Source organism: Salmonella sp. SJTUF15581, from assembly GCF_043356775.1.
GTDB lineage: Bacteria > Pseudomonadota > Gammaproteobacteria > Enterobacterales > Enterobacteriaceae > Salmonella > Salmonella enterica.
The window spans coordinates 1-9,514 of sequence record NZ_JBEUJY010000026.1; the positions used below are offsets into that span (position 1 = coordinate 1).

The following is a 9,514-nucleotide window of genomic DNA, read 5'->3' on the forward strand; positions in this document are numbered from 1 at the left end:
TCCTGTTCGTAACTTCGATTTTGGTCAATCACCTTGTTTTCCTCGCACGTTCTCTAAGCCACCGGATATCCCACAGGTGAGCCGTGTAATTGAAGGTTTTTACGTCAGATTCTTTTGGGATTGGCTTTGGTTTATTTCTGGAGCGTTTCGTTGGTAGGTATTTGCAGTTTTCGCAGATTATGTCGGTGATACTTCGTCGCTGTCGTGCCATACGTCCTCCTTCGTCTCTGGCAGCGGGAAATTACCCACTGGCGACCGCTCACATCTGATACACCATTGGTGCCAATAAGGTTGATTTGGCCGGAATCGATAATCGTCTTTGCTTTCTCCGCATCGGTAACATCGTTTCATGCAACTCTCCCTGTTCGTTGTGACCATTCATACTCTCGCCGGGAATCATCACTCCATCGCACGTTACGTTCTGATCCGAACCAGAACATGATTTCGATAAGTTCTGTCATGCTCGCCTTCCTCATCTTGCTGGTACGTACACCAAGAAGAACAACACCGCCATCAATACCTGGCACGCTTCTTTGCTCCAGTTTTTTAGTCTTGAGCCACAGCGCGGTGAAGATGTCTTTCCAGTCTTCCGGAGACAGTCGTTGACCATGCCAAAGCACCTGACGGGAGACGTCCTGAAGCATCGGCCACATACGGTCGTTCTGTGCCTTGGTTCGCTTGGGTGCTTTAACGTGGACTTCGTGGGGGGACTTGTCGTCGATGGGTAGTGAGAGAATGGCGTCTATAGCGTTATTTCTGATTGCTTCGTTGCGAAGCAGGAATAATTGCTTCACTTGCCCTCCTGCTCTTCTCCTTGCGCTTATCCGCGTAATACCGGTTTAATTCGTCAGACATCCTCTCTCCGATAAGCGGCCATGACTCAAACCTCGCATTCGCAAAATTCTCAAGCCATCTCGCAAAATCATCCAATTTATCTGCTAACCAATAAACAAAATATGACAGCCATACTGCTGAAGCCAAAAAGATACGATGCGGATTAAGGATGAAAATAAGCGATATTTTCATTCCTCTTGATACTTTGCTCATACTCACTCCTTCACTTTGATTCCGGCGGCGCGGATGGCATCAGCGCAATAGTCGATTGCGCAGTTGTGTCCTTTGTCGAAATCATCCTCAGCCATCACTTTGTCATCGAGTTTTATCTCGATAGCTGCGCGAGACTTAACCCATGACTGCCAGGCAATCATCTTGATGGCCTGAACGTGAAGTTCTTCGCTGTTGTTAATAGACTCGAACTCTTCACCAAACCACTCCAAAAACTGTTTTCTTGATTCGTCCATATTCCTCTCCATCACCGCTTGAACCAGGTGAAATTAGTAAACTGCGACATGTTTATCTGCATTAGGCGCTTAAGTACCCTGTCTCGCTGGCTGCTCTTTGGTTTTGGCCTACGCTTGTATCGCTCTCTAATCGGAAGTCTAGAAGCTTTCCAATAGCGATAATGCCGTGCTAATGACTCTTCAATGTCGGCATTAATTAATTGAGCCAATGTACTCATCACTACTCTCCATCAGTGTGCTGGGTATTAGTCTTTTCATGTCTGCAAATCATGATTACCAGACCTTCTTTTGTCGCCACTTTTACAGTATCTCCTTCGCTTACCTTATCCAGTTCGTATGCTTCATATAGCGCATCAACCGCCTTCTGCTTTGCTGACACTTTTCTACGCTTATCCCACTGCTTAAGTGCATTTGTAATAATCCACTGGCCTGTTTTGAACATAATGTAGGCGTAACCAAGAAGGCTTAAACCGACATTTAGCGTTACTAATAAATCCTTCATTTACCCTCTCCCCCAAATAAAAAGGCCTGCGATTACCAGCAGGCCTGTTACAAGCTCAGTGATGTAGATGGTCATTGCTTCATCTCCCTTTCCATTTCATCAATGTCAACGTCATCAGGAAGATGGGAGCAATACGCTGCTATACCATGATGATTTATCTCATACCCTTTGAACGTTACCATCTGGTGCGTAATCTCAACTTCATTCAGGAATCCGTCATCGCATAACTGCCTGGCTATTTTCGATTTGGTCTGGATTATTGGTGTTACCTGTTCTTTCAAAGCGTATGATATTTGTGCATCCCATGCCTTTTCGAGAATGGCTAATTGTTTTTTATTCATACGTCAGCCCCTTGTGCATATCGTCTGCCACGCGCAGCAGGTGCATTTGATGCTGTGCAAATCTGTCTGGCTTCATCCTGGTCACATGCAACAAAGTGTCCGTTGCAGAACCGCTGGTAAACCGTACCAAGCGAGCCAAAACGGTTTTTCGTCACAATGATTTCAGCAAATGGTGCGGCGCTACTGTTCTCGTCGTATACCGCTTCACGGTAAAGCATGATGATTGAGTCTGCATCCTGTTCAATGCTTCCTGAATCACGCAAATCTGCGTTTGTCGGGCGCTTGTTTGGCCGCTTCTCAACTTCGCGTGAAAGCTGGCTTAGGGAGATAACTGGAGTTTTCAGGTCTTTCGCCATCGCTTTCAGGCTACCGGAAATATGTGCTATGGCGAGGTCATTACGTTCCGCTTTTGGTTTCTCAATTAGCCCGAGATAGTCAGCCATAATCAGTGACAGATTAGGATGCTCCTGCTTGTGGCGTTCGGAAATGGACCTGATTTCTTCGACAGACAAACGCGATGCGTCAACTACCCACACATCCAGATCTGCCAGCAACTTCATCCCGCTTGCAACTCTCGCCCATTCTTCATCGTCCATACGTGACGGGTTACGCAGCACACTGACCGACATCATTCCTGCGCCGGCAATCCCTCTCTCAACAACCTGAATGGCGCTCATTTCCATCGAGAAAATCAACACACCGCGCCGGACGCCAGAACCAGGAATAACACGACTTGCCACGCCTTCGGCTATCTTCAGCGCCAGTTCGGTTTTACCCATACCTGGACGAGCAGCAATAATCACAAGGTCTTCTGCGTTCATCCCTCCGGTGATAGCATCAAGCTCTTCGATTCCGGTCTTCAGGGTATCAGACTCTTCTCCGTTCCTCAGACGCCTGTCAAGCGTGTCAGTGTAATCATTGATAATTTCCCCCAGTCGCACAGGTTTAACCTCGTTGCGTGGCTTCCTGATGGCTGAAAGACGCTTAACAAGATCGTCCATCGCTCTACCTGAAGCATCCAGCGTGCCGTTACTGATTGGCTCTCGCATCTCATCCAGTAGCTGTAAAACCTGACGCCGTTGATAACTGTCTGCAACCATTCCGGCATAACCCTTCAGGTTTGCAGCGCTGGGACATGACCGCGCAGTCATCATCACCGCCGTTGCGTATTCATCCCCGCACTCCTCGGCCACCATCAGTCCATCAATCAGGTTCCTGTTTCTGGCCTGCTTTCGAATAACTTCAAAAGCTTTCCGGTAAAGCGGAATTGAGAATGCTTCAGGCTCCAGCGTTGCCAGAACGTCACTCGCGGTTGGTGTTAATCCACCAATCAGCAAGCCACCGATAACGCTCGCTTCGATATCCTGTCTCATGCAATCCCCCTGTCTGCAAACTTCCCTTCCCGAACTCCCGTTAACGAATCTTCCCTCAGCAGGTAATCAAAATCAGCCGTCCAGCCTGTGTCGTTGTCTCCGAAGTAAAACGGCTTGGCCTGATGCACAAACGCCCTGACATACGCCCTGAAACCGTCCACGTTTGGCGTTTTCAGTTGCGGGATGATTTTCTTCAGGCGGCGTTTCCGTTTCTCGTTGACCGAAACAGCATGTGGAAGTCTGTCACCAACTTCGGTGTTGTAGGCGTTCAGGAAGGATTCATAGTCGATTCGTTCTGCCTTGCGACGTTCAGGTTTAACCTGCCCATTGCCGCCCCCGTTAGGGGGTAAGGGGGTATTTGTATTTATTGTCTTTTGTATATTGTCTTTTGTGTTTGACTGATTCGGTAAATTGGTTTTTACCGATTTGGTGAAGGTTAGTTTTACCGATCTGGTAAATGTTTTACCGAATCCGTTAACCTTCGTCTTCCACTCGGAAATATTTTTATTCATACCAACCTGACGCCCCACCTGAGTGAGAACCCCCATTCTGATAAGCTCGTTTTTGGCGGTAGAACATTTGGTTGGCGCCATGCCAGTGAGTTCAGCGAACTGTTCATTTCCGATCCAATCTATTTTTTTGTTATAACCGTATGTCTTGCGCCACACAGCCATAACAATCAGTAGCTGATGTTGAGTAAGCCCAGAAAGCATGACAGCTTCCAGCAGTGTATTTGCAGTCCGGGTGTAGCCATCGTCGAGTTCTGCCACGCGATGCTCCACAACCTCCAGATGAGGTTTTATCGGTGTAACTGTTGCAAGATTACTCATGACCTTTCCTCTTCAGTATTAGCTTCACTTTCTCCAACTCAGCCCGGAATCGACCAGGCTGTTTGAAGCTGGATAAGAACCGATCACGTAGTATGTTTTTGTGTAATTTGTCCTGGTCAGGACTGAGTTGTTTTGGCATAATTACTCCTGTGGATTGATCCAGTCTTTCTACATCAGGCCTCAAAACTGTTCCCGCAGTCTTGAGGCTTTTCTTTTGTCAGCAGATGCGCAACTTTCTTTGCCAGTTCTGCCAACTCCTCATCCTCGACACCCCACTCCAGAACCGCCAATAACATCCCCATCTTCGGAATGAAATCGCCTTTCCATCGTGAAATTTGAGATTCGTTAATGCCTAACGCATCAGCGACTTTACGCTGTCCACGAATAGCTATCCGGTTAAGGATGCTGCTGGTAATTGCGTTGGCTTTCTTGCGAGTGCTTGTGAGTTCCATATGTGAACATTCCTGTAGTTAATAGTTAGTTGTGCGCATTCGTTGATGCGCTTTGAAATAGGTTTACCGCGTTGTCGGCGGTTCAGATTGGTAAAGAGCGGGTACTTCTTAGGCGGCCCTGGAGCCACGTTTCTTGCCGTACAGTAACCAGAGCGGGTCGCACTGGAGAGCTGCGGCAAGCTCAAACAGGAAGCGCGGACGTTGCGTAGAACCTGCTTCAATTTGCTGTATTGATTGCTGCTTCATCCCAGCTTTCTCAGCTAATTGCGCCTGTGTCAGATTCAACTCCATGCGCTTCTGTTTGAGGCGTTCGGAAATTGTATTCATTACTCACCTCCACAGTTTTATCTGTATTGTCTAACAGTTACTTCTGTTTGTCAAATACAGCTTTAACTGTGACGATGTGAGGAAATGGAGAGGAAGCTATGAGCCTTGCAGAACGGGTAAAACAAAGAAGAATTGAGCTGGGTTTGACTCAAACTGAAGCAGCAGAAAAAGCTGGAATCAGGCAGCAATCTTGGGCGAGTATTGAAGAAGGAAAGACATTAAAGCCACGGAACATTGTTGGTATTGCTGAATCTCTTCGCTGTGACCCGTCATGGCTGGTTAATGGTGGCAACTTCCAGCCTGTTAGCGAGGTGAACACAAGGAGGATTCCATTGATCAGCTATGTACAAGCTGGCGAAATGGCAACTAAAGGACCTATAGAGGCCCTTGATGGATCTTGCGAGTACGTCATGACTGACATGGACTGGTCGCAATACACCTTTGCTCTAAAGATTGTTGGCGATTCTATGGAGCCTGATTTTAAGGCTGGCGATGTGATAATCGTGGACCCGGAAATCGAACCAGCCCCTGGAGAGTTTGTGGTTGCGAAAAATGGCGAACACGAGGCCACATTCAAGAAATACCGCCCAACCACTCTTGCAGAAGATGGCAGGCAGCACTTTGAATTGATACCGCTTAACGACGATTATCCTGTAATGCGAAGCATTGATCGCCACATCCAGATTATCGGGACGATGGTTGAACACCGGATTTATCGCCGGAAGAGATAGTCAGCATCATAGGAAAGGTAGTTAAGGCGCAGTGGCCTGAAGAGACGTTTGGGTGATAGAGAATGACGAAAGAATGTCATTTGCCCGCCACACTTTAACAAGGATAATCATATGGTTAATGAGATTAAAGCGATATCACCCCGCCAAGGGAATCTCCAGCTATTCCCTGTAAAAGAGGTAGAAGTTGAAGGTGTGGCAATGGGCGTTCTTAATGACGGAACACCATATCTCACCGGTCGGGGACTGGCGGAAATGTGTGGTGTGCATCATAGCGTAATACAGGATATTTCTTCTGATTGGGCTAGCGAACGACTTAAGCCTCGAGGTAGAAAAATTGATTCTGTTCTCCTCGATCAGGGTATCGATGTTGAGTCACTTTACATACCATCTTCAGAAACTAAACGTGACCATTATCCGTACCCTGACTATGTATGCATGGCAATTCTTGAGTATTATGCATTCGATGCAAGCCAGGCAAACAATGCCATAGCCCTTAGAAACTATCGACTTTTAGCAAGACAAACGCTTCGTGAGTTTATATTTAGAAGCGTTGGCATCGATCCAAGAAACCCAGTTAGCGGTGCTTGGAAATGCTTCCAAGAGCGCATAATTCTTAATGATAAAATTCCAGCAGGATTCTTTAGCGTCTTTCGTGAAATGGTCGACATCACAGTGCCTCTTATTAATGCTGGGTTTGAATTGGGACCGAAAACCGTTCCAGATATTAGCGTCGGAACTAGGTGGTCAAATCACTGGAAACGTAACAAACTGAGCGAAAAGTACGGAGATGTGCAGAAGCATCCTCACGTATATCCGGACTGGTTTCCGCAGAGTAAAGCGGGGAACTTGCCAGCGAACATTTACCCCGAGGAGGCTTTAGGCGAGTTCCGTAGATGGCTTCGCGAAGAGTATGTGCCTAAAGGGTTTAAAGACTATTTAGCAGATAAGGTTCAACAGAAAGTAATCGAAAACACAAAAGCTATTGAGGTCTTAGAAAGCCTCCAGAGACCAGAACTTCCCAACAAAAAAAACTAACATCACCCCGGCCACCGAGCCGGGTTTTTTATTGCCTATTCAGCCCACCCCTCGGCATCTCGCTTATCCTGAAGCTCTTTTACCCTACTCATATCCTTTCGCTTCTTCATAATCGTTATTAGCTGTCGGTATCCGTGGTGAGCTGGAACAAAGAACTCCTGCCCAGGGAAATCCCTTTCCCACTTTTCTTTCAAAGCCTCAAAAGCCAACGGCGCGAATGCTACTGACTGTTCGCACAGTTGTATCGCTCTTTCAAGATGATCGCCCTCATCCCTCATCTTGTAATGCGCCTTGATCTGCTCTTGCAATTCAAAATGCACCTGCACCTTCTGGTCTGCCGACAGCCAACTTAGTTTTTCTAACCACTCATTGATATCCATAACATGCTGAACCTTTGAGACCTGAGTGAGTTAATTCTACACAACCAGTACGAGCATGGAACCTCAACATTTTTTTTACCTTCAAAAACAACCACATCTGTTTCAATCTACAAATTTTACAGTTTTATCTGTTGACGTTATTACAGTTTTATCTGTATCTTTAGTCCAACAGCAGGAAGCTGGTAGCCAAAACGGAAAGGCAATGCTCTTTAACTTTGATGGTGCGCTGACAAAGCGCGACAAGATACCAAACGAGATGGGTTTGGACTGGCGTGTGGTGGAGCTTAGTGTCACGAACGGTGCAATAGTGATCCACACCCAACGCCTGAAATCAGATCCAGGGGGTAATCTGCTCTCCTGATTCAGGAGAGCTTATGGTCACTTTTGAGACAGTTATGGAAATTAAAATCCTGCACAAGCAGGGAATGAGTAGCCGGGCGATTGCCAGAGAACTGGGGATCTCCCGCAATACCGTTAAACGTTATTTGCAGGCAAAATCTGAGCCGCCAAAATATACACCGCGACCTGCTGTTGCTTCACTCCTGGATGAATACCGGGATTATATTCGTCAACGCATCGCCGATGCTCATCCTTACAAAATCCCGGCAACGGTAATCGCTCGCGAGATCAGAGACCAGGGATATCGTGGCGGAATGACCATTCTCAGGGCGTTCATTCGTTCTCTCTCGGTTCCTCAGGAGCAGGAGCCTGCCGTTCGGTTCGAAACTGAACCCGGACGACAGATGCAGGTTGACTGGGGCACTATGCGTAATGGTCGCTCACCGCTTCACGTGTTCGTTGCTGTTCTCGGATACAGCCGAATGTTGTACATCGAATTCACTGACAATATGCGTTATGACACGCTGGAGACCTGCCATCGTAATGCGTTCCGCTTCTTTGGTGGTGTGCCGCGCGAAGTGTTGTATGACAATATGAAAACTGTGGTTCTGCAACGTGACGCATATCAGACCGGTCAGCACCGGTTCCATCCTTCGCTGTGGCAGTTCGGCAAGGAGATGGGCTTCTCTCCCCGACTGTGTCGCCCCTTCAGGGCACAGACTAAAGGTAAGGTGGAACGGATGGTGCAGTACACCCGTAACAGTTTTTACATCCCACTAATGACTCGCCTGCGCCCGATGGGGATCACTGTCGATGTTGAAACAGCCAACCGCCACGGTCTGCGCTGGCTGCACGATGTCGCTAACCAACGAAAGCATGAAACAATCCAGGCCCGTCCCTGCGATCGCTGGCTCGAAGAGCAGCAGTCCATGCTGGCACTGCCTCCGGAGAAAAAAGAGTATGACGTGCATCCTGGTGAAAATCTGGTGAACTTCGATAAACACCCCCTGCATCATCCACTCTCCATCTACGACTCATTCTGCAGAGGAGTGGCGTGATGATGGAACTGCAACATCAACGACTGATGGCGCTCGCCGGGCAGTTGCAACTGGAAAGCCTTATAAGCGCAGCGCCTGCGCTGTCACAACAGGCAGTAGACCAGGAATGGAGTTATATGGACTTCCTGGAGCATCTGCTTCATGAAGAAAAACTGGCACGTCATCAACGTAAACAGGCGATGTATACCCGAATGGCAGCCTTCCCGGCGGTGAAAACGTTCGAAGAGTATGACTTCACATTCGCCACCGGAGCACCGCAGAAGCAACTCCAGTCGTTACGCTCACTCAGCTTCATAGAACGTAATGAAAATATCGTATTACTGGGGCCATCAGGTGTGGGGAAAACCCATCTGGCAATAGCGATGGGCTATGAAGCAGTCCGTGCAGGTATCAAGGTTCGCTTCACAACAGCAGCAGATCTGTTACTTCAGTTATCTACGGCACAACGTCAGGGCCGTTATAAAACGACGCTTCAGCGTGGAGTAATGGCCCCCCGCCTGCTCATCATTGATGAAATAGGCTATCTGCCGTTCAGTCAGGAAGAAGCAAAACTGTTCTTCCAGGTCATCGCTAAACGTTACGAAAAGAGCGCAATGATCCTGACATCCAATCTGCCGTTCGGGCAGTGGGATCAAACGTTCGCCGGTGATGCAGCACTGACCTCAGCGATGCTGGACCGTATCTTACACCACTCACATGTCGTTCAAATCAAAGGAGAAAGCTATCGACTCAGACAGAAACGAAAGGCCGGGGTTATAGCTGAAGCTAATCCTGAGTAAAACGGTGGATCAATATTGGGCCGTTGGTGGAGATATAAGTGGATCACTTTTCATCCGTCGTTGACA

At 47.8% G+C, this 9,514-nt stretch carries 18 protein-coding genes; 5 read left to right on the forward strand and 13 right to left on the reverse strand.

Going from position 1 to position 9,514, the window contains the following annotated elements:
• Positions 1-28: 28 nt before the first annotated feature.
• From ABVN36_RS24050 to ABVN36_RS24105, 12 genes are all read right to left on the reverse strand, one after another.
• The gene (locus ABVN36_RS24050) at positions 29-211 is read right to left on the reverse strand and encodes a NinE family protein (RefSeq protein WP_000113766.1); all 183 of its coding nucleotides are present in this window, start codon (positions 209-211) and stop codon (positions 29-31) included.
• Entirely contained in the window at positions 178-378 is a 201-nt protein-coding gene (ninD, locus tag ABVN36_RS24055) for a protein NinD (protein WP_312038692.1), read from the reverse strand. Before ninD ends, ABVN36_RS24050 begins: the two co-directional genes overlap by 34 nt.
• Positions 348-794, reverse strand: coding sequence for a recombination protein NinB (locus tag ABVN36_RS24060; RefSeq protein WP_112324613.1), 447 nt, complete (start codon positions 792-794; stop codon positions 348-350). Before ABVN36_RS24060 ends, ninD begins: the two co-directional genes overlap by 31 nt.
• Positions 751-1,047 (reverse strand): hypothetical protein, encoded by a 297-nt coding sequence (locus ABVN36_RS24065; RefSeq protein ID WP_024150883.1) that lies wholly within the window; start codon positions 1,045-1,047, stop codon positions 751-753. The genes ABVN36_RS24060 and ABVN36_RS24065 overlap by 44 nt, the downstream gene beginning before the upstream one ends.
• Positions 1,048-1,049: 2 nt before the next feature.
• Positions 1,050-1,301 carry a hypothetical protein gene (locus tag ABVN36_RS24070; protein ID WP_000344577.1) on the reverse strand — a complete coding sequence of 84 codons (252 nt, stop codon included), beginning with the start codon at positions 1,299-1,301 and terminating at the stop codon, positions 1,050-1,052.
• Between the two features lie 220 nt (positions 1,302-1,521).
• Complete coding sequence (locus ABVN36_RS24075) at positions 1,522-1,803, reverse strand: DUF4752 family protein (protein ID WP_058115773.1); 282 nt, start codon at positions 1,801-1,803, stop codon at positions 1,522-1,524.
• A 71-nt stretch (positions 1,804-1,874) separates the two neighbouring features.
• Positions 1,875-2,144 (reverse strand): hypothetical protein, encoded by a 270-nt coding sequence (locus tag ABVN36_RS24080; protein WP_020898888.1) that lies wholly within the window; start codon positions 2,142-2,144, stop codon positions 1,875-1,877.
• On the reverse strand, positions 2,141-3,517 hold the full coding sequence (locus ABVN36_RS24085; protein ID WP_112324612.1) for a replicative DNA helicase: 1,377 nt from the start codon (positions 3,515-3,517) through the stop codon (positions 2,141-2,143). The genes ABVN36_RS24080 and ABVN36_RS24085 overlap by 4 nt, the downstream gene beginning before the upstream one ends.
• Positions 3,514-4,347, reverse strand: coding sequence for a replication protein (locus ABVN36_RS24090; protein ID WP_000067077.1), 834 nt, complete (start codon positions 4,345-4,347; stop codon positions 3,514-3,516). The genes ABVN36_RS24085 and ABVN36_RS24090 overlap by 4 nt, the downstream gene beginning before the upstream one ends.
• A complete protein-coding gene (locus ABVN36_RS24095; protein WP_001125981.1) occupies positions 4,340-4,486 on the reverse strand; it encodes a DUF2740 family protein in 147 nt (48 codons plus the stop codon). Before ABVN36_RS24095 ends, ABVN36_RS24090 begins: the two co-directional genes overlap by 8 nt.
• A gap of 34 nt (positions 4,487-4,520) precedes the next feature.
• A complete protein-coding gene (locus ABVN36_RS24100) occupies positions 4,521-4,799 on the reverse strand; it encodes a lambda phage CII family protein (RefSeq protein ID WP_000424167.1) in 279 nt (92 codons plus the stop codon).
• Positions 4,800-4,907: 108 nt separating this feature from the next.
• Entirely contained in the window at positions 4,908-5,126 is a 219-nt protein-coding gene (locus ABVN36_RS24105) for a helix-turn-helix domain-containing protein (protein WP_020838494.1), read from the reverse strand.
• Between the two features lie 98 nt (positions 5,127-5,224).
• On the opposite strand from ABVN36_RS24105, the gene ABVN36_RS24110 reads away from it, so the two are divergent.
• Together ABVN36_RS24110 and ABVN36_RS24115 are read left to right on the forward strand one after the other, a co-directional pair.
• Positions 5,225-5,857, forward strand: coding sequence for a LexA family transcriptional regulator (locus tag ABVN36_RS24110; RefSeq protein ID WP_020838493.1), 633 nt, complete (start codon positions 5,225-5,227; stop codon positions 5,855-5,857).
• A gap of 111 nt (positions 5,858-5,968) precedes the next feature.
• Positions 5,969-6,892, forward strand: a complete 924-nt coding sequence (locus ABVN36_RS24115) for a hypothetical protein (protein ID WP_023253052.1) — start codon at positions 5,969-5,971, stop codon at positions 6,890-6,892.
• Positions 6,893-6,927: 35 nt separating this feature from the next.
• Here ABVN36_RS24115 and ABVN36_RS24120 read toward each other — a convergent pair whose 3' ends face one another.
• The gene (locus ABVN36_RS24120; protein WP_020838491.1) at positions 6,928-7,272 is read right to left on the reverse strand and encodes a hypothetical protein; all 345 of its coding nucleotides are present in this window, start codon (positions 7,270-7,272) and stop codon (positions 6,928-6,930) included.
• Positions 7,273-7,327: 55 nt separating this feature from the next.
• Here ABVN36_RS24120 and ABVN36_RS24125 point away from each other — a divergent pair, with 55 nt between their 5' ends.
• From ABVN36_RS24125 to istB, 3 genes are read left to right on the forward strand one after another with little or no spacing between them, the layout of a single operon-like run.
• Positions 7,328-7,633, forward strand: a complete 306-nt coding sequence (locus ABVN36_RS24125) for a hypothetical protein (protein ID WP_162623949.1) — start codon at positions 7,328-7,330, stop codon at positions 7,631-7,633.
• A 13-nt stretch (positions 7,634-7,646) separates the two neighbouring features.
• Complete coding sequence (gene istA / locus ABVN36_RS24130; RefSeq protein ID WP_000255946.1) at positions 7,647-8,669, forward strand: IS21-like element IS100 family transposase; 1,023 nt, start codon at positions 7,647-7,649, stop codon at positions 8,667-8,669.
• Entirely contained in the window at positions 8,666-9,448 is a 783-nt protein-coding gene (gene istB, locus ABVN36_RS24135) for an IS21-like element IS100kyp family helper ATPase IstB (protein WP_001317493.1), read from the forward strand. Before istA ends, istB begins: the two co-directional genes overlap by 4 nt.
• Positions 9,449-9,514: the final 66 nt, after the last annotated feature.

Bases quoted from the DNA above. Each gene is read 5' to 3' on its own strand.
- ABVN36_RS24065 (WP_024150883.1), bottom strand. From the start codon at position 1,047: ATGAGCAAAGTATCAAGAGGAATGAAAATATCGCTTATTTTCATCCTT.
- ninD (WP_312038692.1), bottom strand. From the start codon at position 378: ATGGTCACAACGAACAGGGAGAGTTGCATGAAACGATGTTACCGATGC.
- istA (WP_000255946.1), top strand. From the start codon at position 7,647: ATGGTCACTTTTGAGACAGTTATGGAAATTAAAATCCTGCACAAGCAG.
- ABVN36_RS24100 (WP_000424167.1), bottom strand. From the start codon at position 4,799: ATGGAACTCACAAGCACTCGCAAGAAAGCCAACGCAATTACCAGCAGC.
- ABVN36_RS24050 (WP_000113766.1), bottom strand. From the start codon at position 211: ATGGCACGACAGCGACGAAGTATCACCGACATAATCTGCGAAAACTGC.
- ABVN36_RS24115 (WP_023253052.1), top strand. From the start codon at position 5,969: ATGGTTAATGAGATTAAAGCGATATCACCCCGCCAAGGGAATCTCCAG.
- ABVN36_RS24080 (WP_020898888.1), bottom strand. From the start codon at position 2,144: ATGAATAAAAAACAATTAGCCATTCTCGAAAAGGCATGGGATGCACAA.
- ABVN36_RS24095 (WP_001125981.1), bottom strand. From the start codon at position 4,486: ATGCCAAAACAACTCAGTCCTGACCAGGACAAATTACACAAAAACATA.
- ABVN36_RS24090 (WP_000067077.1), bottom strand. From the start codon at position 4,347: ATGAGTAATCTTGCAACAGTTACACCGATAAAACCTCATCTGGAGGTT.
- ABVN36_RS24105 (WP_020838494.1), bottom strand. From the start codon at position 5,126: ATGAATACAATTTCCGAACGCCTCAAACAGAAGCGCATGGAGTTGAAT.
- ABVN36_RS24110 (WP_020838493.1), top strand. From the start codon at position 5,225: ATGAGCCTTGCAGAACGGGTAAAACAAAGAAGAATTGAGCTGGGTTTG.
- ABVN36_RS24120 (WP_020838491.1), bottom strand. From the start codon at position 7,272: ATGGATATCAATGAGTGGTTAGAAAAACTAAGTTGGCTGTCGGCAGAC.
- ABVN36_RS24070 (WP_000344577.1), bottom strand. From the start codon at position 1,301: ATGGACGAATCAAGAAAACAGTTTTTGGAGTGGTTTGGTGAAGAGTTC.
- ABVN36_RS24085 (WP_112324612.1), bottom strand. From the start codon at position 3,517: ATGAGACAGGATATCGAAGCGAGCGTTATCGGTGGCTTGCTGATTGGT.
- ABVN36_RS24125 (WP_162623949.1), top strand. From the start codon at position 7,328: ATGGAACCTCAACATTTTTTTTACCTTCAAAAACAACCACATCTGTTT.
- ABVN36_RS24075 (WP_058115773.1), bottom strand. From the start codon at position 1,803: ATGAAGGATTTATTAGTAACGCTAAATGTCGGTTTAAGCCTTCTTGGT.